The sequence below is a fragment of the Microcoleus sp. PH2017_35_SFW_U_B genome (assembly GCF_020737865.1).
GTDB lineage: Bacteria > Cyanobacteriota > Cyanobacteriia > Cyanobacteriales > Microcoleaceae > Microcoleus.
The window spans coordinates 80,623-101,927 of record NZ_JAEQDE010000028.1; the positions used below are offsets into that span (position 1 = coordinate 80,623).

Sequence of the window (21,305 nt, forward strand, 5' to 3'; positions counted from 1 at the left end):
TACTCGTAGTAATTGCTGTTTAAATTAGCGATTTTCAATCTTGTACGACCGTAACTTCACTGATATGAACAATTGATTCGGGTTCCGGTAAAATACGGACGCGGGCAAATTTTAAACCGCTGACTCCTTGCAGTGATTCTACCATCCCTGTCTGCACTTTTGCTTCTACCCAACCTTCGCGAGACAAGTAGCGCAGGTATTGTTGGTACTCTTCCCATTCGTCTTCGGTTGAATAAACTACGGTTAGCATTCCTGATTGGGTAATTCGCTCTTGTGCGTCTTTGTCAACGGCTTTTTCGATGCGCTTTTTGACGAGTTCGTAGCGGATGTCGCGGGTGCCTTTGACATCAAACATTTTTTCGGTATTTTCATTATGAAAAATGTCGATGGTGGTATTTTGTACTAAGACTAAATGGGCTAGTTCCATGTTAATTTGAGACTCGGCTTGCAGGCGAAAAACTGTGCGACCGCAGTCGCAAATTGCTCGCAGTTGTTCGTACCGCAAACTGTGCAAATGAAATTGGCTGAATTTGGGATCGATCGCCTTTCCGACATATATCATGTGATCCATGCCGTCGGTGCATTCGATGTCGCAGTAGTGGGGGAGGATTTGCTGCATTTTTTCTTGCCAGCGAGTCCAGGTTTCTTGGAGTTTGGTGCTGATTAGGTTTAACATTTGATCGTAGCGGTTACGATCGCCATAAACGCAGTTGTGTTCGTTATCGCAGGCGGCTTGGTAAGCTTCAACTGCTGCCTGAACCGTGGGGCTACACTGCACAAAGTAGTCAAAATACACTTCTAAACGCTCGTTTAAATATTCGGCTGCTCGCACCTCCATATCGACTGTGACTTTTTCTTTTAAATGCTCGATGTAGTCGAGCAAGTCGAGCCGCAGTTGCTCGCCGAGGTGGGTAGTTTGTGTTTTACAAACGGCATCGGCTATGGCTAAACCCAAGCGGAATTGTTCGAGCAAATCTGTTTGAATGGCTCGGTTTCTTTCGTCGCTGGAACCGCGGATGTCGGAAATTCCGTAGAGGGGATGAACGTCTGCAAATACGATCGTCTCTTGGGGCAGTCCCCAACTTCGCCTTTCTGCTTCTTGGGCGAAGCGCCACTCGACTGCGGGATGAATGTTGTGAATGTGGGTAAACCGCTGCTGGATGGCTTGCCGCAGGGCTGCAATGAAGGCGGGAATGAGTTCTTGGGCGTGTTGGGCGTCAATGTTGTTGAAGTGGTTGGGGCTATCGCACAACAGCCCCACAACGCCCAAAATCCGCAGCCCGCAGCCCTCGCGGGTGACTGATTTGACTACCAGGGGCACCAGCAGCATCGATTGAGCGCCCATTTTCCGCAAAGTTCGCTCGCACTCGGTGCGGCACTCCCGGCGCAAGTCTGGGACGTTCCAAACTTGATTTGCTGCGGTAGCCTTGAAAAAGTGAGAAGTTTCTAGGGACTCCATTGAATAAGCAACCGGCTGCAAATGATGGCCGTCTTTAGCAACTAATAGCTGTACCTGTTCGCCGTCGGGGCGCAAAAGCAAAGTGCCGTCAGCATTAAAGAGCGATCGCAAATAGCGATCGATTCTCTCAAATTTGTCAGGGCGCAGCATGGAATCGCGATCGATCAATAACTGAGTCAGGCGGCGAATTTGCTCCTGTACCGTGACATCAAAACCTTCTAGCAGCAGCAAACCTTCGATGCGGTAATTATCTAAATTTAGTCGATCGGCTAAACTTCCCAATTGATTAGGCTGCATCAGCCAAGCTTCCCGTTCTGCAACAGGCATTAAATTTAAGGGAAGATCTGCAAATTCATCTTTTTTTGAATTAATCTGAGTAATTTTCAACTGTTCCGAACCCAGCCAAAATTCAATAAATCTAGATTCATCCTGTTGCGAATTTTTAATGCTCACCGTGACAGGTTCATCTAGCACCCGCAAACCATCGAGGCTTATTTCATAAAATTGCTTAAATACCCAGTGTAAAAGGTGGCGGCGGTACAATTGTTCTACTATTTTTGCATCACAATCCTCGAACAGTTCTAGCAAACAGATCCCAGTTTCTGTAAACCAACCGTTATGAGATTGAGTTACCAAAGGCGTTCCCTCCCAGCCCGCCAAGCGACAAAATGCCGCGTTAGCGTAACGCAGAGCAAAAGTTCCCGGTTCCATCACTGCGATTAAAACGCGGCGATCGCCCAGAAATTGAAACAGTCGCTCTAAATCTTGTTTCCAAGTTTTCAAGCGTTCAATTTCAGCAGATTGAGTCGGTACTTGAGCCGTCAAAGCTTCGAGTAGCTGTTCCACATCTGGTTCGTTGGGCAGATTCTCACTGTCTTGCTCTGTCGCAATGATATCTGGATCTGCCGTTGGCAGTGATTTTACGGAGTTGTTATTGTTTTGAGAGGAAGATGATTTAGGAGTAGGCATGAGGAAAACACCTGAAAGCAGTAGATTTTGTTAAACAATGTGAGCGATCGGCGATTTATGGATTTGTCAAGAACTTAGAGCCTGTTTGTAAAGTTTCTGTGTATGTATCCGAAACTAAGTATTTTCTCGGACGATATGTTCCTAAATTTTTACTTTTCTTCACAAACAAGCTCTGAGTCTTGACGTTATAAGTGATATTAACGTGTTTGCGACCTGGCTGGTAACACCCATTATAAGTGGTGTGCCGTAGTGGATAGTGTCAGCGACTAATGCTATAGCGGTTCTCAGAAATATCAGGTACGTTGTTGGGCTTGGGCCCTCTTTTATGTGGTTATAGAAGCCGTCAGCCATACCTCATCTTTTTGAGAAAGGCTATATTTGACTCACAGGCGAGATATATGGCAGCTTTCGGTTGAATGAAGAACAGGCCCGGTAATTGGAATTGGGCATTGATAATTGAATTGGTAATTTGTAATTGGCAAGTGGCAAGCAGGTTGCGAGCCACTAATTTAGCCAATCAAACGGGAGCATCTCAGTTTTGTAAAAAGCATTTTTTTTTATAGTGCGAGCACTTCAAGAGCTCGCGTATTCTACAAATCGCGAGCGGGGACAGCACTATTAAAAGCAAAACCCATAAAGTTGCTATTGGGCAATGGAATAATTAAAATATATAATAAAGGTAGGAACACTTTTGAAAGGACATATCTATGGCTTTAACGCTTAACAATCTCATCGGCGATTTCACCGGATTTCCTGTATTTTCTGGCGGCGGGCCGCGTCTTTTGGGATTCGCTACATCAGATGACATTGATGTAGAGAATGGAAATTTGTCGTCTTTTCCCTGGGGAGTTTGGGGACTAGACGGCAACGATACGATCGCAGGTTCGTCGGATTCCAACGAGCGCCTATTAGGGAATAATGGGGACGATATTATCGGTGGTGGCGGCGGAAATGACATCATTTACGGCGGTAAAGGTAACGATGGTGTGGATGGAAATGATGGCAACGACGTAGTTAGGGGCGACAGCGGCAACGACCTAATCTTTGGGGGGGCCGGGAACGATATCCTGCGGGGAGGGCAAGGAGACGACGATTTAGAGGGCAATGACGGCAACGATTTCTTGGCGGGCGATCGGGGAATTGACGTACTCACGGGAGGCCTTGGTGCTGACATATTTATCCTCAGAAGCAACGAACAGCCTGGAGTCAATGGAGCCGATGTCATTACCGATTTTAACTTTGACGAGGGCGATCGCATTGGTTTGACTGACGGTTTAACAGAATTAGACCTCATCTTCACTGACGACAATTTGATTGCTTACGACAATGACGGAATTATCAACGACATGGTGATTGAAAACGCAATAAATGGACAGATTGTGGGGATAGTTTTAAACACGAATAACTTTGAACTTATCGGTGCATTTGAACCGGCGAGTCCGTTTGCTCTGGCAGTTAACGGTTCTCAATTTCAGTTTTTGGCTTAGCTATTGATAATTCCAGGTAGGGAAACGGCACTGCCGTGTCCTAGTTCCAGGTAGGGAAACGGCACTGCCGTGTCCTAGTTTTGGGTAGGGAAACGGCACTGCCGTGTCCCTACAGATATCGCGGATTTGGCAAGATTGATATTAAAACAGTTCTCCATTTAGATAGTTTTTAAGCTAATCTAGAAGTAGGAAACTCAAACTCGGGGAAAGTATAAATGACCGCTACAATTCACCCCCCATTGACTGCACTCCCAGAACAGCGGTTGATTTTGCCGCTATCAATGACTTGGGAGCAGTTCAAAGCTCTCGATTCCTTGCTAGAGTACACTCGCAGTGTTCGCTTGTCTTACCTCGACGGATATGTAGAAATTATGACACTTTCGCCGGAACACGAAACCATTAAATGCCTGCTGGCATTGCTGCTAGGTCAATTCTTTTTAGAAAAAGATATGAGTTTTAGACCGACGGGTAGCGCTACACTCCAAGGGGAAACAAAAGGCAGCAGCAAGGAACCAGATTTATCTTACTACTTTGGCGAAGACCGGCGGAGGCGAGAAACACCCGATTTGGCGATCGAAGTTACTTTTACTAGCGGAACAATCAACAAACTGGAATACTACCGCAGATTTAACGTAGCGGAAGTTTGGTTTTGGGAAGACGGAGTGTTTTCGATTTACCAACTGAACTCGGAGGGTTACGAGCTAGTTTCTCGGAGTATGCTGTTGCCGGATTTGGATCTAGAATTGCTGGGGAAATGTCTGCAAATGTCGGAAGAAAAAGAAGCTTTGAAAGTGTTTCGGGACGCAGTGCGAGGCTGCTAACCTAGAATATCCACAAGTAAAATATGGCAAAATTACGAAATGTACGAAATGTCATAAAAATCGCGATCGCCTAAAAATCTCCTCCAGGCTTTCTGGTTTTAAAATATTAGATTTTCATCTATACTATTCGGAGTATAAAAAATCTTAGTCTTCAGCAATCATCTATGAATAGGGATTATTCGCGGTTTGATTCCCTCGCCAGCATCCTAGCAGGAACAGTAACGGTGGCAGGAATAGTCGTCTTTGCAGCAGCACCAGTTTTCGCAAAAACTCCCCAAGAAATTGCTAAAATTGCTGAATCAGTCACCCTTCAAATTAATGGAACAGATGGTCGTAGCGGGACGGGATTTATCATTGCCAAACAAGGCACGACTTACACGGTTTTGACAGCTAAGCACGTTGTTCCAAATAGTAAAGCTACCTATAAGATTCGCAGTTCTACGGGAAAAGAACATCAAGTAACCCGTGTTATACCATTACAAAAAACCGATAACGAACTGGATTTAGCAGTCGCAACATTTAACAGTACAGAAACTTATCGAGTTGTAACTTTAGGCGATTCCCTACAAGCAGAAAGCGGTACACAAATTTTTGTGATTGGCTATCCAAATAATAGATCGAGAAATCAGCCGAATCCTGAGTTTACACAGGGTTTTGTTACCAGTCGTTCTCCGACTCATAAGCGCGGTTATACCTTGCGTTATACTGCCATAACTCAAAAAGGAATGAGTGGAGGGCCTGTATTTGATGGGGAAGGGCGCGTAGTTGGGATTCATGGAGAAGGCGAACTAGATTTTTCGACAAATGATACAGGAGCATCTATAGATGCTATCTCCAAAACGGGATTTAATTCAGCAATTCCTATCAACACTTTTCTATCTAAATTATCCGAGGCTGGGTTAAATCGATCGGCTCTTTTGATAAATACCTCTCCAACTGCTACTGCACCTCTGAAACTGAACAATCCGCAAGATGCTAAGACTTATTATGTTCGCGGTTTAACTCGATTTGACAAGGGAGATTTGTCAGGTGCTGTTGCCGATTTTAACCAAGCGATTCAAACTCAATCGGATTATGTAGAAGCTTATTTTTATCGAGCACTGGCTTATTTTGATTTGAGACAAATGCCCAAGAGTATCGCTGATTATAGCAAGGCGATCGCCCTAAATGCCAGTTATGTCGATGCTTACTACAATCGGGGGCTGGTGTTGTCGGCATTGGGAGATAAACCGGGGGCGATCGCCGATTATACTCAAGTCATCCGCTTGGATCGAAACTTTGCCGCGGCTTACAACAACCGAGGATTAGCGCTTTCGGACTTGGGCGATCAAAAAGGGGCGATCGACGATTTCAATCAGGCGCTGCAAATTAATCCCGGTCGCGCTAACACTTATTTTAACCGAGGATTGGCGCTATTTCGCATCAATAACGATCGCTCTGCCTTAGCTGATTATACTCAAGCAATTCAACTCAATCCCAGTTATGCAAAGGCTTTTGCTAACCGAGGAATTACGTTAGTGAGAATGGGAGATAGACAAGGGGCGATCGCCGATTTGCAGCAAGCGGCTCGTTTATTTAAGGCTCAAGGAATGAATGCAGATGCTCAAAAAGCATTAGATTTGATTGGGCAACTGCAAAGACAATAAACGTTACGATCTAATCATCGTACTTTAAGCAGAATGCTGCTAATTTGGTTGAATTTTGGCAATAACAAAAGGAGATTCTAGGTCGATCGACCAGTTTTCATCAATAACTTTGAGATTGGTATCTAAAATTAGAGTGAGTTCGCCAATTTCATCATCTTCCTCATCGTTAACTAAGTCCTTTTTGCTAGCAGATAGATCTGCTTTGAGTAAAATTTTCAGTTTAATCCAGTCAGAATTCGGGTGGTTGTTGGTGAGATTTGTGCCTATCGATCGACCGATTAGATCCGCACAGATTGGATGAATTAAAGCAATTTCTTCGTAAAATTTGTTATTGCTATCCCAGTAACCTCTTATTGTGTAATTGCAGGCTTCTAAATGTTGGGTGGCGATGCGATCTATATTAATAGGTGCTAAGAGTTTAGCAAGTTCATCCCAAATTTGGCGATCGGTCAAAGTTACTGCACTCATCAGCTTAATTCTCCGTTAATGACTTGTTTTGACACCAGGAAAGTGTAAAACTCCTTCAATAAACTTTCCATGATAGCGATAATCTCCACCCGATCCTAACACCTTAGATTTGAGATCGTATCCTTCTTGTTCCGAAGGAACAAGACCCATATTACCATCGGGCGGTACTCTACCATTTTGAATAGCTTTGAGATGTTTATTGGTTCCATCGTATCTTTGGCCGAGGCGGATTTGCTTTTTGCTAAAAGATACTAGCATATCAGCCAGCGTTTGATATACGATGTCAGGCTGAATGTCCGCCCAGTTATTGGGTAGAGATTCCATTCGGTTGTATGCGATCGGGATTATTTTATTATACTAGACAGCGATAGGGGATATTTAACCCGGATCTAGTATTACCTTTTCCCCTAAAACCTCACCGTCACCAAAATCACCCGCCGAGGCTGATTTTCCGCTTCAATAGTATACTCAACCCGCCCAAAACCTCTCGGCCCCGGTTCAACTAAATCATAGCGAGATGTCACCGTCCCGGCGGCTGTATCGTATTGAGCAAAAACAGCACCGGGATTCCTCCCAGCAGACGCATCGGCATCCCCTCCCCAAGAGCCCCAATCATCCAATCGCGATCGCGTTGGTAAGATAGAAGCGGCGATTTCTGGCGGTGTTAATCTTTGATCGGCTAAGACTCTTTGAGCGTTATGAATAGCGCACATTGTCGGCCCAGAAATTTTGGCATCGCTGTATTGATCTTCCCATTTTTGGACGAAGCCAAAACCAACATTCGGGCCGACTTTATCCTGTCTTTGCCGCCCCCACAGCCGACTGGTATCTGATGCAAAATTAGAACCGCTGCCAGTTACGGCTAATTCGGTTCTTTTACTGGTAAAATTGCGGTTGACAAATTCTTTGTCTGCGGTGCGAATAGCGTTGGCGGCGGCTGATTCTATTTTACTGCTAACATTACTATTGCCTTGTACGATCGGTGAGAGAACGCCGGGGATGGGTTGTGCTCCACAATATTTTTGAATACCGTTGAAAACGCGATCGGCTGATAAAGCACTAATCGGAAATTCTAGGGAATAAGCTTCGGCGGGTTTGGGGAAAAAGATGCCGGATGTGGCGGAAGCAGCAAAAGAAGCGCCACCCCAGATGATGATACGATTAAATTGACGGCGGCTAATACTCATAATTTATCTTCTCCCTGGAGAGCTTGCCCCCGGCTCAATTTGAGCTTTCATAAAGTAGTAGGGAGTAAAACTCTGACAATTTGTGGCTCTAGCACAAAATACTTCTACTGCTAGACTTTTGCCATTGCTAATATCTACTAGCATTGTATTTACTTGACCTCCATCACCAGTGCGAGAAGCTACTTGATTTCCGTCTACATAAACATCTATTCGTGCTGGTGGGGAGTTTTCGGTGTCAGGAATCGCAAACTCCAGTCGGAGAGAAGCGGGGCCACCAGCAAGCCTACAAGTTATAGCAGTACCATTTTGAATATATAAAACAGTGGTGTAAATTTGTCTGCCTACAGAAATATCTCGTTGGTCACTCTTCCAGTAACCAGATCGCTTAACACATGGCAGGTCAGCCAAAGGAATAGGCCGCTGGGCCTGGGCCACTTGTGCCCCAACAGTCGCTAAACTAAAAGACAATACCCCAGCCGAGAACAAACCGCTGAGCCAACGAACTCGCTTCATATAAAATATCCTGCTAACACCTTAACGAACTAATATAAAGGATGAGCTGTGTAGGAAAAATCCTGACTTTAGATAGATGACAAAATCAAAAATGTCACGATTGTACGAAATGTCAGGTATAATGAATGGCGTAAACTCCAGCTTTTCCCGAATCTATGGATATTGCAGAAGTCTTGACACTGGCAGATCAGCTAATTTTTGCTAAGACGGGAAAGCATTTAGATTATGTGCAAGATGCTATTCTGCGGGGAACATTAGAAGACGCAACTTACACGCAAATTGCTCAAGAAGTTTACTCAAGTCCAAGTCATGTCAGAAATGTCGGATCGGACCTTTGGAAAACACTTTCTAAAGGATTGAAAAAAAATATTACTAAAAATAATTTTAGGGCTGTATTAGAAAAGGGTATAGTTTATAATTATAAATCAAGTATTGTTGAAAATATAACAGGTGAGAATATAACAGTTAATAAAAACCTTAATGTTTGTCCTGAAAAAGTGCGATCGCCCAAAACACCCCAAAACCCCGAACCAACAGCAAAACAGCCCCGCATCGACTTAGGCGACGCACCAGAAATCTCGACATTTTTCGATCGCAAATCCGAACTCACAACCCTCGAAAACTGGATTTTAAGCCGCACCCGCCTCATCACCATCCTCGGCTTATCCGGTATTGGCAAAACCGCCCTGACTCTCGAACTAATCCCACAAATTCAACACGAATTCGACTGCATTATCTGGCGAAGCCTCCGCGACGCGCCACCCCTCGCATCACTCCAAACCGACATAATTAAATTCCTCTCCCAGCAGCAAGAAACTAACCCCCCCAATTCCCCCTTATCAAGGGGGGGCGAAGAGATTCAGCCTGCTTCTCCCAGGCGTGGCGAAGAGATTCAACCTCTTTCTCCCCCCCTTAGCAAGGGGGGGTTGGGGGGGGTAATCCACCATTTACGATCGCAGCGCTGTCTCATCATCCTCGATGATGTCCAAACAATCTTCAGCAGCCAACAACTAGCAGGAAACTACAAACCAGGCTATGAAAACTATGGCGCATTCTTCAAACAAATAGCAGAATCATGCCACAACAGTTGCATAATCTTGATTAGTTGGGAAAAACCCAGAGAAATTGCCGCATTAGAAAGCCACCAGAAAAATTGTCAAACATTGCAACTCAATGGTTTAGGCGAATCAGCGCGAGAAATATTCACAGAAAAAGGCCTATCAGAATCAGAAAAATGGTCAGAATTAATCGACCTTTACCAAGGCAATCCCTTGTGGTTAAATACAGTAGCCGCTGCAATTCAAGACTTATTTAACGGCAATGTTTCAGATTTTTTATCCTATGATAGCCTAGTTTTAGGAGACTTAGAATATTTATTGCACCAACATTTTCAGCGCTTGTCTGACACCGAAAAACAAGTCATGTCCTGGTTGGCAAATCAAAACAAACCAGTCGAAATCTCCAAAAAGCCAGCCCTGCTCGAATTATCCCCTTCCGAATTCCTAAAAGCCGTCGAATCCTTGAGACGGCGGTTATTAATCGAAAAAGTCCAAAAGGGCGATCGAACCCTATTTACACTCCAACGGGCGATCGCAGAATACTTAAACAGTTGACAGTTGACAGTTGACAGTTGACAGTTGACCATTCGGCTACGCTCAGGGCAGGCAGTTGATAGTTGACAGTTGACAGCAAACAGTTGATAGCGAGGTTATAACTGTAAAACATCCAAACACATCAGCGTTAATCTGCGTTCATCAGCGGTTAAAAAATAAAAAAATCAATAACAACGATCGCCCTTCTACATAAAAGAGCGATCGCCTATTTTTGGGGAATGGCGATCTCTTCAAATCTATATTCAAGCAAACAGCAAATTTTCTACTAAAGTTTTAGGTTCTGGGAGAGATTTACCATCTACCTGATATTCTTCAACTAAAAGCTCTAATACCTCTACTGCATTCTGCAAAGCGGCTTCGTAGGTATCTCCATGAGTGTGGAACTGCTGAGATGGAAAATCAGGTAAGTGAACTAGATAGCAGTTATCTTCATCCGACCATTGAATAACAATTATATAAGGTAATTTCATGATTCAGGTTCCTCTTCTTCAATTGCTTTCAATATTCCAAGTTTTCGATTAACTTCTCTCTCTAAATACAGTTTCGCATCATCGCCATCATTGCCAGCAATGGTAATTGGTTCAGTAGGTAGTAAAGGATGAACCCATCTTGTATGGCTGCCTTTTGCCGAACGATAAGTAAACCCAGCTTTTAGCAGCAGGCTTTTGAGTTCTCGAATCTTTTTGGGCATAAACAGACATTAAAATTGTGGCTAGGCGACGAAAATACTTTAATCATATTCCAGAAAGTAGGGTTTGGACAAACGTACCCTACTACATGAATTTGAAGTAGTTTCAGCGTTAATCCGCGTTCATCAGCGGTTAAAAAATAAAAAATCTAACTTTTAGCAAAACATTAATCCAAAAAGCCCCATTTAGCCCTAAAATGAAAAAGACTGACTAGCCAACAATGCCCTATGTTTGAAGCCCTTGCCGATCGACTCGAATCCACCTGGAAAAAACTGCGCGGACAAAATAAAATCTCCGAGAGCAACATCCAAGACGCGCTCAAAGAAGTCCGCCGCGCCCTCCTGGAAGCCGATGTCAACCTCCAAGTCGTCAAAAACTTCATCTCAGAGGTAGCGGCCAAAGCACAAGGCGCAGAAGTCGTTTCAGGCGTCCGTCCCGACCAACAATTCATCAAAATCGTCCACGACGAACTCGTCCGCGTCATGGGGGAAACCAACGTACCCCTCGCCACCGCCGAATCCGGGCCCACAGTCATCCTGATGGCCGGTTTGCAAGGAACCGGGAAAACCACAGCCACCGCCAAACTAGCGCTGCACCTCCGCAAGCAAAATCTTACCGCACTGCTAGTCGCCACCGACATTTATCGACCAGCGGCGATCGACCAATTGCTGACTCTCGGCAAACAAATCGACGTACCAGTATTTGAATTAGGTACAGATACTGACCCCGTAGAAATTGCCCGCCAAGGCATCGAACATGGCAAACAACTAGGCGTCGATACAATCATCGTCGATACAGCAGGCCGCCTGCAAATCGACCAAGACATGATGGCCGAATTGCTTCGCATCAAACAAACAGTACAACCCCACGAAACGCTGTTAGTTGTTGATGCCATGACCGGCCAAGAAGCAGCGAATTTAACCCGCACTTTTCACGACCAAATCGGCATTACCGGCGCCATCTTAACCAAATTAGACGGCGACAGTCGCGGCGGTGCAGCGCTATCAGTGCGGCAAATATCCGGCGCGCCAATTAAATTTGTCGGCGTTGGTGAAAAAGTGGAAGCATTGCAACCATTTTATCCCGATCGCATGGCATCGAGAATTCTTGGTATGGGCGATGTCTTGACGCTAGTCGAAAGAGCTCAAGAAGAATTCGACATCGCCGATGCCGAAAAAATGCAAGAGAAAATGCTCACGGCAAAGTTTGACTTTACCGACTTTCTCAAGCAAACCAGACTACTAAAAAATATGGGTTCCCTAGGCGGCATCATGAAAATGATTCCGGGGATGAACAAACTCACCGATGAACAAATGCGGCAGGGAGAAGTGCAATTAAAACGCACCGAAGCCATGATTAATTCCATGACAACTGAAGAACGCCGCAATCCCGAACTTTTAGCAAGTTCTCCATCCCGCCGCCGCCGCATCGGAAAAGGCGCAGGCTACGCAGAAAACGACGTAACAAAACTCGTTAGTGACTTCCAAAAAATGCGTACCATGATGCAGCAAATGAGTCAAGGTAACTTTACAGGAATGGGAGGATTGCCGGGAATGCCGGGAATGCCGGGAATGCAAGGAATGCAGGGAATGGGCGGCCAGAAGAAAAAGAAAAAAAACAAGCCTAAAAAAGGTTTTGGTCAGTTGTAAAAAATGGTTCGTAGTTAGGACTTCAGTCCTCTCTTTGATGCGGACTGAAGTCCTCACTACAAACCTATGGAAACCGTAGGGTGCGTCGCTATTGATAATTTGCACATCAGCTTGAAAAGCTCATAGCGACGCACCCTACACAATAGTTTTTTTGTTACCAATTTTTACCCAAAAAAGGCTGCAATTGAATATGGTACAAACATTTACTCAACCAGAAACCATATCTCTAGAAGTGCCGAATTCGATCGCCCTGCTTGTAAGTTGCGAGCAATTCGAGGCCCTAGCATTGGCAAATCCCGACTTAAGATTAGAAAGAACCACAGAAGGAGAATTAATAGTGAATCCACCCACCGGCGGAGAATCCAGCGAAAGGAATTTCAACATTACCGGGCAACTTGCTCGCTGGTGCGATGACAACGAGGATTTAGGATCGGGTTTTGACTCTTCGGGAGGATTCATCCTTCCTAACGGTGCTAACCGTTCTCCCGACGCTTCCTGGGTGAGTCGAGAACGCCTCGAAGCCTTGACACCCAAACAGCGAAAAGGCTTCGTTCCCCTATGTCCGGACTTTGTAGTAGAATTGCGATCGGCATCTGACAGTCTCTCCACCCTCCAAACAAAGATGCGAGAATATATTGACAATGGTGCGAGATTGGGCTGGTTAATATTAATTAATCCAACCGAGTTGTCGGGAGAGGATGTATTGCCAGGATTTGTGTTGAATTTAAGGCGAGTTTGGGGTTAAATTTACGGAGAAGTTGCTATGGTACAAACATTTACTCAACTAGAAACCATATCTCTAGAAGTGCCGAATTCGATCGCCCTAACCGTCACCGGCGACCAATTCGAGGCCTTAGTATTCGCAAATCCCGACTTGAGATTAGAAAGAACCGCACAAGGAGAATTAATAGTGAATCCACCCACAGGAGGCGAATCCAGTAGCCGCAACCTCAGCATCAGCGGGCAACTCGGCAACTGGTGCGAAACACACGAAGATTTAGGAGAAGGCTTTGACTCTTCGGGAGGATTCATCCTTCCTAACGGTGCAACCCGTTCTCCCGATGCTTCTTGGGTGAGTCGAGCTCGCTGGGAAGCACTAACTGCAAAAGAACGAAAAGGCTTCGTTCCCCTATGTCCCGACTTTGTAGTAGAATTGCGATCGGCATCTGACAGTCTCTCCACCCTCCAAACAAAGATGCGAGAATATATTGACAATGGTGCGAGATTGGGCTGGTTAATCCAACCGAGTTATCGGGTGAAGACGTATTGCCGGGATTTGTGTTGAATTTAAGACGAGTTTGGCGTTAAATTTCCTGTACGCCCCCATACCAGAAGATGGCGCCCGAGTTCTGGCCCAGAGAGATATTTGGCTTTGTCAGGCCACGATAGATTTAGCTGTTACCTTACAGCTTTTGATGCGATGATTTTTAATGCCATTGGCCTCAAGTCCTAACTGCGAACCACGGACATCACGAGTTTTACAGAACTTTACGTAGCTTGAGAGCGATCGACCAACAATAAGCTTTAGACTTTTAAACAAATGTCGCTAATTCCAGAAATCCGGACTTTAATCTACCGTAAAAAAACATTATGTTTCCAACTCACCGCCCCCGCCGCCTCCGCAACCATCCCCAACTCCGCCGGATGGTACGCGAAAATATCTTGACAACCAGCGACTTAATTTACCCCCTATTTGCCGTACCAGGGGAAGCTTTTGCCAAAGAAGTCAGATCGATGCCCGGAGTTTACCAGCTATCGGTAGACAAAATCGTAGAAGAAGCAAAAGAAGTTTACGATCTCGGTATTCCCGCGATTATTTTATTCGGCATTCCCGCAGACAAAGATACAGACGCGACAGGTGCTTGGCACGATTGTGGCATCGTCCAAAAAGCGACGGCAGCAGTTAAAGCAGCCGTACCAGATTTAATTGTTATGGTCGATACTTGTCTGTGCGAATATACGAGTCACGGTCACTGTGGCTATTTGGAAGTCGGAGATTTAAGCGGCCGAGTTTTGAACGATCCGACGCTAGAATTGCTGAAAAAAACAGCCGTTGCTCAAGCTCAAGCTGGTGCAGATATTATTGCACCTTCGGGAATGATGGATGGTTTTGTGGGAGCAATTCGCGAAGGATTGGACTCGGCTGGATTTGAAGATCTTCCCATCATGTCCTACGCGGCAAAATATGCCTCAGCTTATTATGGCCCGTTCCGGGATGCGGCGGATTCGGCTCCGCAATTTGGCGATCGGCGCACCTATCAAATGGATCCAGGAAATGGCCGGGAAGCTCTCAAAGAAATTGCTCTGGACATTGCTGAAGGTGCGGATATGCTAATGGTTAAACCCGCTTTAGCGTACATGGACATTATCTGGCGCGTCAAGGAAGCCACTAATTTGCCAGTTGCTGCTTACAACGTTTCTGGAGAATACGCGATGGTGAAAGCCGCCGCCCTCAACGGTTGGATTGATGAAGAAAGAGTGGTAATGGAAACTTTGACAGGATTCAAGCGTGCTGGTACCGATTTGATTTTGACTTATCACGCCAAAGATGCCGCCCGCTGGCTGCAAAACTGAGACATTCGTGATGCCCCAATATGTTTGGGTTCGGCATACCGGGCGGTTGAAACCGCGTCTATACAAACAAAACCCGCCTCCGCGGGTTGAAGACAAGGAGGTAAAAATTACGCGATCTTCTTTAGGAATACTGGGCGGTTGAAACCGCGTCTATACACACAAAACCCACCTCCGCGGGTTGAAGACAAGGAGGTACAAATTACGCGATCTTCTTTAGTCCGCGGAGGCGGACTTCACTTGTCTAGAAGCGGTTTCAACCGCCGTCTAATCTTTATACAAAAAAGTATTAATAATTACGGAAATTAGTTGCGTTTTGTGTATAAATAAAAATAGTTTTGTAAATCGGGAATTCAATCATCGATCGTTCCCAAGCAAAATTAACTTTCACTCCTGCAAGACAGTAAAAGTAACACAGTTTAGATAAAACTTACAGGCACATTGAGCATGACATCAACGACTAGGGATTCCAGTCAGATTCAATTTTGCACAAGTCGCGATCGCGTTGACATAGTACAAATCCAAGAACTATTTAAAGCCGCCGCCTTTTGGGCGAGGGCGCGCAAGATAGAAGATTGGGAAATTGCGATCGCCAACAGCGAACCAGTTGTGACAGTTTGGGATGGCCCGCAGGCGATCGGCTTTGCCAGAGCCACCTCAGACGGCATCTATCGAGCCACCATCTGGGATGTCGCCATTCATCCAGATTACCAAGGTGCAGGACTCGGCCGCAAATTAGTGCAAACTGTCTTGAGTCACCCTCGGATGTGCCGAGTAGAGCGAGTTTACCTGATGACAACTTACAAACAAAGCTTCTACGAGCGCATCGGTTTTCAGCATAACGCCAGCACTACAATGGTACTTGAAAATCAGCTTTTAGAAGAGAATATCGAATTAGAAATTAGCAAAGGCGAATTGCTAACTGCTATTTGCTAAACCAGCACAAAAGTCCCACCCAAATCTATAAAATGTAGGTGCGCCGCAGCGCACCTTACTACTTATTAATTATTATCCACAATCAGCCACAAGACAGTCGTTTTCCTACAATTAATTGAGCGATAGTTATCTCAAATCCGTTAGGATCGGAATGATATAAACGGAGGACACGGCAGTGTCGTTTCCCTACCATCGATCGCGGTAGGGACACGGCACTGCCGTGTCCTCTATATTATTTCGGCAAAGCCGGAATGGATATTAATCAGTTACAAAGTCAGTTGCCGAACTTCCTCGATCACAAAGTTGCCAAAGGAATAGAACATTGAGTGCGGTTAAAATTGGACTCTTCCGACTCAGAAGGCACAGCCAAAACTTCCAACTTTCCCTTCATCAAAGTTAAAAGTGTCTGATTCATCAACAACCTCATGCCAGAAGAGACGTGAGAATTATCGCTGCTCTTAGTAGCATCCGACTCCAAATCATGCTTCAGCAAATCCCAAGATTCGCTCCAAGCACTAACCGAGCGCTGATCGTCCACCCAAATATGAACGCATCCAGATTCCGGCGAAGAATGTGCAGAAACAGAAATACTTCCCTCCTCCATCTGAGCAATAGCAGTATCTATCAAATTGACTAAAACTTGCCTAAACCTCGGCAAATCTGCCAATACATAAATGCCCGGATCGGGTGGCAATATCTCCAGACGAATGCTGCGATTAGCAGCTTGTAAGTAAGTTAAATCATCAATTTCATCAAAAACCTTAGCTAACTGAATCGGCTCAATATCCATCGTGTCAGTGCCGTGTTCAGTTTTAGCAACAGAGATAATTTCATCTATCAATTTCACCAGCTTGAGTGCTGCAACGTGAGCTTGTTCGACAAACTCTCGCTCCTCAGCAGGATCGTCGCACAAATCCGACAGAATTAATTGGAGCGTACCAATCATAGTGCTCAGGGGCGATCGCAACTCGTGAGAAGTTCGAGCCAAAAAGCCCGCCTTAAATAGACTCATCTCCGATGCCATCTGATAAGCCAATTGAGTTTGCTTCAGTTGATCGGAAAGGGCATCAAACTTCTCTAAATCATTTTCTTGAGGAGTTGGAGGCACATAGGGAGCAGGTTCTGGCTGTTGCGAGCTTTTTTGCTGCCTGCGCCAAATCAAACTGCTTCCGAAACCCAGTCCGAGTCCCATACCTAAATATATCAAGTCGCTCCAGCCGATCGGCGCCATATTACTTTGCCTAGGAGTTTAGCTTTTAGCATTCTAGCTCGATCGCGCCTTGTCGCAATATTTCCCAACCGCCACCAGTCCATTTAGCCACAGTCGAAGGCAAACTCGAAGCCGTCGGTGCGGTTGGCGCTGTTGCTAATTCAGTAGCAACTAATGTCAAAACTTCGGGAAACTGTGCCTCAATTTCTGCCACCGACTCTAGAGGCGCTTGGCCTGATAAATTAGCACTGGTAGTTGCCAAAGGGCCTGTCTGCCCTAAAATCTGGAGTGCAAGGGGAAAGTTAGGCACTCGTACTCCGATCGTAGTGCGATCGATCGCATTCATGGCAGCCGGCACCAGTGGCGAAGCCGGCAGCACCAAAGTTAACGCCCCAGGCCAATAGGATGCGGCCATTTGCTGCCACAAATTGAACTCTGCTGGACTCCCCTGCACGTAAGGCCACAAAGCCTCAGCCGATGCAGCCATCAAAATCAGCGGTTTGTCTTGACGGCGCCCTTTAGCTGCAAAAATCAACTCCGCGCGATCGGGCCGCGTCGCCAAAGCGGGTACAGTATCGGTAGGAAAGCTGACAATATAATCTCCTGAAATTGCCCCTTGAATCAAGGAGGCGATCGAAACTTGAGTCATCCGATTTTAGATTGTAGATTTTAGGTTTTAGATTTTAGATTTTGCATAAATCTTTGATTGATAAGTTAACCACAGATGTCAAGCAGATCAACACAGATCGACGCAGATAATTTCAAGATCGGAGAGCGAATAAATCCCATGCAAGTCTATTTTAGAATTGCAGCATATTTTTGGAATCTAAAGACGATAGGCTAAAGCAAAGCGATCGATTCCTGCCAAATCCGAAAATATCTGAACTTCACCGTAACTCCCGTGACTTTGTAGCATATCAGCCACCGCCGTTTCTTGTCCCGCCATCATCTCAACCAACCAAACTCCCCCAGATTCTAAATAATCGGGAGCCGTTTCTACCAAATGCCGGATGCAATCTAACCCGTCTAAACCGCCATCTAAAGCCAGGTGAGGTTCGTGCTTCAAAACTTCCGGTTGCAGAGTCAGCACCGTGCTGCTGGGAATGTAAGGCGGGTTAGACACCATGCCACTAACTTTACCCTTGAGAAATTCTAGCGGTTGCCACCACAAACCTTGATAAAAATTAATTCGCGATCCAAAGCCTAAATTTTCAGCATTCAGTCGAGCAACTGCCAAAGCTTCCGAACTGCAATCTACTGCATGAATCGTAGTATTTTTCAACGCACAAGCCAAGCCGATCGCGATCGCCCCGCTACCCGTTCCCAAATCCACCCAATCCGATGTTGGATTCACTGAATGGCTTTTCATAGCATCCACAGCCAAATCGATCAGCAATTCCGTTTCAGGACGAGGAATTAGCACCGCCGGCGTTACTTTCAGCGAAAAATCCCGCCAATGTGCAACTCCCGTTAAATACTGCACCGGCACCCGTTCCTGCAACCGTCGCTGCCAAAGTCGATCGAGTTCTGATACAGACAACTTTAATTGAACTTTTGGCAAATCTTTAAACGACTCCAAACGCAGAGCCAACTTATCCAAACCTGCCAGCTCTTGCAGCAGCCAGTCGAGTTCTACTTGGGGAATCTCAGAGGCGATCGCATCAATCTTAGCTTGATTCACCCACTGCCAAAGCTCTAAACCGGAAACAAACATAAGACTTTTTGGGAATGGGGAATGGGGAATGGGGAATGGGGAATGGGGAATTGGTAATTGGGAATTGGGAATTGGGAATTGGGAATTGGGAATTGGGAATTGGGAATTGGGAATTGGGAATTGGGAATTGGGAATTGGTAATTGGGAATTGGTAATTGGTAATTGGTAATTGGTAATTGGTAATTGGTAATTGGTAATTGGTAATTGGTAATTGGTAATTGGTAATTGATAAATAGTAGGTTGAGTCGAGAAATGCAACAATCCAACCTACCAACTTAGTCCCGAACGCAAAACCTAATTATGTAGCACATGAAACCAATTTTTGAGTATATCTTGTCTGTAACTAATGACTAATGACCAATGACTAATGACCAATGACCAATGACCAATGACTAATGACCAATGACCAATGACTAATGACCAATGACCAATGACTAATGACTAATGACTATTAGCGAGCCGGTCGAGCTGGAGCTGGAGATGGAGCCGATCGAGCTGGAGATGGAGCAGCCTGTGGATTTTGGCCAGCACCAGCCGGTTGGCGCGATCGCAGATATTCTAATGATTCCCGCGACGGAATTAAAATCATTTGGCTCAAAGACGGGTCATTTTCAGTACCCAAAGCCTCCAAAATCCTCTCCAAGTTCGCCACCTCAATCTTGATTGTGGCAGTCACGTTCGGCTGCTGCTGCTTAAAACGTTCGACCATTTCCTGCAAGTCCTCCTTATTAAAAAACAGAGGAAGCTCTTCTTTACCGCCCCGTTGAATCGTCAGATAACCATTTTCCGGGCCACCTCTCGCCAAAAACAGAGGTACACCGTTTAACTCGTTAACTTGTTGCCCAGTCTGCTGAAGAATAGTTTTCGCCGACTGTACCTGCTGCGCTGCTGGAATAAAAGCAAACAGCACCTGATCCGGCTTGCCTTTATTTTCTTGAGCCAGCCGATAAATTTCCCCCAGTGACACCGGTGTCACGCGCGCCGAAGCCGCCAACTGAGGATTTCCCGTTTTCAGTTGATCGACAAAAGCTTGAGCATCTTTCTGGCTGATGAAAATTCTGGCTACCGAAGCATTACCAGTTTGACCCTGACCTTGCTTGGGAACAGTAGTGATGAAGAACGCATTCTGACCGTCTGTAATCGTAAATACCGGCACCGGGCTTAACTTTTCTACAACTTGTGGCACTGGCAATGCGAGTGCAGACATCTTGGCAATGGGCGAGGGGCCGAGCAGAGTGCAGCCCACAATCCCCAATATTGCGCCTAAACGAACTAATGATTTCATGTTTTTCCACTCCCGAGCGATCCTGAAACACATTAACGCAAAGACTGGCTCCTTGACACGATCGGCAAAAACTACCTCAATCGGTTGGCATTTTCAACAAATGTAAACCTCAGCCGCAGTTTGTGCTTGAATCTATTATTTAAAATTGTGCGATCGGGATGACAGGATTTGAACCTGCGACATCCTGCTCCCAAAGCAGGCGCGCTACCAAGCTGCGCTACATCCCGGTGTATTGGCTATCTCTTAACCATTAACGCAGAAAACCACCTGCTTGTCAAGCTTTTTTTTAATTTTAGCTTTCGATGCAGCTACGTCGAAGTTTTTTTAAGGTTGTGGGGCTTGACAAGCTGCGGGGATACATAAAAGCGTAACTGACCGCAGCCCACAGGCTTGTGAGGTGTTTGACAGCTTGAATATTGGATTTATTCAACAAATCAATGCTGACCTCCACCGGACGAGCTAATCTGGATACCAAAACATACCTTTAATGCCCTCTGGATCGGACATAAAGCCCAAATTTCGGTAAAAATCCACCACCTGAGGGTCAGCAAATAAGGTAATGTTGCTGATGTCTTCACTGCGGAGTTTTTTAATGATGTATTTCATCAGTGCCTTGCCCATGCCTTTACCCTGGTAATCAGGATGAACTACCACATCCCAAAGCGTGGCATTAAAAGCATGGTCTGAAGTCGCTCTGGCGAAACCGACCAGCCGTCGCTGGCTGCCCCGTATCTCCCACATAGAGACGACTAGGAAGCTGTGCACAATAGCTTTTTTGACTTTACGCAGGGGACGGCGGGACCAACCCACTGCATTACAAAGTTCTTCGAGTTCGTAGAGGTCAATGTCCCGATCGCAACTAAAAAAGATGCGAGCGTTGCCGCTGGCGGGTTTGCGAAACATTGGGGAAAGCGGATCGCCTAACCCAAGAGCCACATCTTCCTCAAATTCCGCTGTTTGGGGTACAGAGGCAGACTCAGAACTACTAAATAAGTTTTTCCAAAAACCCATGCAGGCGCGGTTAAGGTAGTAGAAGTTGGACGACGTGAAAGAGAGCCCGATAGATAAACCCACTCCGATCGGCGTGG

General features: G+C 45.6%; 21 protein-coding genes, 1 tRNA gene and 1 pseudogene. 10 read left to right on the plus strand and 13 right to left on the minus strand.

Annotated elements, in window-relative coordinates:
• Positions 1–34: 34 nt before the first annotated feature.
• Positions 35–2,428, minus strand: a complete 2,394-nt coding sequence (locus JGK36_RS06265; RefSeq protein ID WP_293196943.1) for a GAF domain-containing protein — start codon at positions 2,426–2,428, stop codon at positions 35–37.
• Between the two features lie 707 nt (positions 2,429–3,135).
• On the opposite strand from JGK36_RS06265, the gene JGK36_RS06270 reads away from it, so the two are divergent.
• The 3 genes from JGK36_RS06270 to JGK36_RS06280 all read left to right on the plus strand — a co-directional run bounded on the left by JGK36_RS06270 (position 3,136) and on the right by JGK36_RS06280 (position 6,382).
• Complete coding sequence (locus JGK36_RS06270; protein WP_293181720.1) at positions 3,136–3,915, plus strand: calcium-binding protein; 780 nt, start codon at positions 3,136–3,138, stop codon at positions 3,913–3,915.
• Positions 3,916–4,130: 215 nt separating this feature from the next.
• Positions 4,131–4,736: a Uma2 family endonuclease gene (locus JGK36_RS06275; RefSeq protein ID WP_293181721.1), complete on the plus strand. Its 606-nt coding sequence runs from the start codon at positions 4,131–4,133 to the stop codon at positions 4,734–4,736.
• A gap of 164 nt (positions 4,737–4,900) precedes the next feature.
• Positions 4,901–6,382 (plus strand): tetratricopeptide repeat-containing serine protease family protein, encoded by a 1,482-nt coding sequence (locus JGK36_RS06280; protein ID WP_293196944.1) that lies wholly within the window; start codon positions 4,901–4,903, stop codon positions 6,380–6,382.
• Positions 6,383–6,421: 39 nt separating this feature from the next.
• Here the strand turns inward: JGK36_RS06280 and JGK36_RS06285 are convergent, their stop codons facing one another.
• The 4 genes from JGK36_RS06285 to JGK36_RS06300 form a co-directional block, all read right to left on the minus strand.
• The gene (locus JGK36_RS06285) at positions 6,422–6,850 is read right to left on the minus strand and encodes a hypothetical protein (RefSeq protein WP_293181725.1); all 429 of its coding nucleotides are present in this window, start codon (positions 6,848–6,850) and stop codon (positions 6,422–6,424) included.
• 15 nt (positions 6,851–6,865) lie between these two features.
• On the minus strand, positions 6,866–7,174 hold the full coding sequence (locus JGK36_RS06290) for a hypothetical protein (RefSeq protein WP_293181727.1): 309 nt from the start codon (positions 7,172–7,174) through the stop codon (positions 6,866–6,868).
• A gap of 83 nt (positions 7,175–7,257) precedes the next feature.
• On the minus strand, positions 7,258–8,037 hold the full coding sequence (locus tag JGK36_RS06295; protein ID WP_293196945.1) for a Tat pathway signal protein: 780 nt from the start codon (positions 8,035–8,037) through the stop codon (positions 7,258–7,260).
• A 3-nt stretch (positions 8,038–8,040) separates the two neighbouring features.
• On the minus strand, positions 8,041–8,550 hold the full coding sequence (locus JGK36_RS06300) for a hypothetical protein (protein ID WP_293181731.1): 510 nt from the start codon (positions 8,548–8,550) through the stop codon (positions 8,041–8,043).
• A 155-nt stretch (positions 8,551–8,705) separates the two neighbouring features.
• Between JGK36_RS06300 and JGK36_RS06305 the strand changes: the two genes are divergently transcribed.
• Positions 8,706–10,163 (plus strand): NB-ARC domain-containing protein, encoded by a 1,458-nt coding sequence (locus tag JGK36_RS06305; RefSeq protein ID WP_293196946.1) that lies wholly within the window; start codon positions 8,706–8,708, stop codon positions 10,161–10,163.
• 242 nt (positions 10,164–10,405) lie between these two features.
• Here JGK36_RS06305 and JGK36_RS06310 read toward each other — a convergent pair whose 3' ends face one another.
• Both JGK36_RS06310 and JGK36_RS06315 read right to left on the minus strand, forming a co-directional pair.
• Positions 10,406–10,633, minus strand: coding sequence for a type II toxin-antitoxin system HicB family antitoxin (locus JGK36_RS06310; protein ID WP_293181735.1), 228 nt, complete (start codon positions 10,631–10,633; stop codon positions 10,406–10,408).
• Complete coding sequence (locus tag JGK36_RS06315) at positions 10,630–10,854, minus strand: type II toxin-antitoxin system HicA family toxin (protein WP_293181737.1); 225 nt, start codon at positions 10,852–10,854, stop codon at positions 10,630–10,632. The genes JGK36_RS06310 and JGK36_RS06315 overlap by 4 nt, the downstream gene beginning before the upstream one ends.
• 225 nt (positions 10,855–11,079) lie before the next feature.
• Here JGK36_RS06315 and ffh point away from each other — a divergent pair, with 225 nt between their 5' ends.
• From ffh to JGK36_RS06340, 5 genes and pseudogenes are all read left to right on the plus strand, one after another.
• Positions 11,080–12,501 carry a signal recognition particle protein gene (gene ffh, locus JGK36_RS06320; RefSeq protein ID WP_293196947.1) on the plus strand — a complete coding sequence of 474 codons (1,422 nt, stop codon included), beginning with the start codon at positions 11,080–11,082 and terminating at the stop codon, positions 12,499–12,501.
• A gap of 190 nt (positions 12,502–12,691) precedes the next feature.
• Positions 12,692–13,246 (plus strand): Uma2 family endonuclease, encoded by a 555-nt coding sequence (locus JGK36_RS06325; protein WP_293200848.1) that lies wholly within the window; start codon positions 12,692–12,694, stop codon positions 13,244–13,246.
• Between the two features lie 18 nt (positions 13,247–13,264).
• Positions 13,265–13,809: pseudogene (locus JGK36_RS06330) on the plus strand (Uma2 family endonuclease).
• A gap of 282 nt (positions 13,810–14,091) precedes the next feature.
• Positions 14,092–15,075 carry a porphobilinogen synthase gene (hemB, locus tag JGK36_RS06335; protein WP_293181743.1) on the plus strand — a complete coding sequence of 328 codons (984 nt, stop codon included), beginning with the start codon at positions 14,092–14,094 and terminating at the stop codon, positions 15,073–15,075.
• Positions 15,076–15,519: 444 nt separating this feature from the next.
• Positions 15,520–16,008: a GNAT family N-acetyltransferase gene (locus tag JGK36_RS06340; RefSeq protein WP_293181745.1), complete on the plus strand. Its 489-nt coding sequence runs from the start codon at positions 15,520–15,522 to the stop codon at positions 16,006–16,008.
• A gap of 295 nt (positions 16,009–16,303) precedes the next feature.
• Here JGK36_RS06340 and JGK36_RS06345 read toward each other — a convergent pair whose 3' ends face one another.
• The 3 genes from JGK36_RS06345 to prmC form a co-directional block, all read right to left on the minus strand.
• On the minus strand, positions 16,304–17,239 hold the full coding sequence (locus JGK36_RS06345) for a HAMP domain-containing sensor histidine kinase (protein ID WP_293181746.1): 936 nt from the start codon (positions 17,237–17,239) through the stop codon (positions 16,304–16,306).
• Between the two features lie 25 nt (positions 17,240–17,264).
• The gene (locus JGK36_RS06350; RefSeq protein ID WP_293181748.1) at positions 17,265–17,867 is read right to left on the minus strand and encodes an L-threonylcarbamoyladenylate synthase; all 603 of its coding nucleotides are present in this window, start codon (positions 17,865–17,867) and stop codon (positions 17,265–17,267) included.
• Between the two features lie 177 nt (positions 17,868–18,044).
• A complete protein-coding gene (prmC, locus tag JGK36_RS06355) occupies positions 18,045–18,932 on the minus strand; it encodes a peptide chain release factor N(5)-glutamine methyltransferase (RefSeq protein WP_293196948.1) in 888 nt (295 codons plus the stop codon).
• A 28-nt stretch (positions 18,933–18,960) separates the two neighbouring features.
• Between prmC and JGK36_RS06360 the strand changes: the two genes are divergently transcribed.
• On the plus strand, positions 18,961–19,101 hold the full coding sequence (locus tag JGK36_RS06360) for a hypothetical protein (RefSeq protein ID WP_293190884.1): 141 nt from the start codon (positions 18,961–18,963) through the stop codon (positions 19,099–19,101).
• A 282-nt stretch (positions 19,102–19,383) separates the two neighbouring features.
• Here the strand turns inward: JGK36_RS06360 and JGK36_RS06365 are convergent, their stop codons facing one another.
• The 3 genes from JGK36_RS06365 to JGK36_RS06375 form a co-directional block, all read right to left on the minus strand.
• Positions 19,384–20,217 (minus strand): Tic22 family protein, encoded by an 834-nt coding sequence (locus JGK36_RS06365; RefSeq protein WP_293196949.1) that lies wholly within the window; start codon positions 20,215–20,217, stop codon positions 19,384–19,386.
• A 153-nt stretch (positions 20,218–20,370) separates the two neighbouring features.
• Positions 20,371–20,444 (minus strand) — tRNA-Pro (locus JGK36_RS06370).
• A 232-nt stretch (positions 20,445–20,676) separates the two neighbouring features.
• Positions 20,677–21,228 carry a GNAT family N-acetyltransferase gene (locus JGK36_RS06375; protein ID WP_293152075.1) on the minus strand — a complete coding sequence of 184 codons (552 nt, stop codon included), beginning with the start codon at positions 21,226–21,228 and terminating at the stop codon, positions 20,677–20,679.
• Between the last annotated feature and the right edge of the window lie 77 nt (positions 21,229–21,305).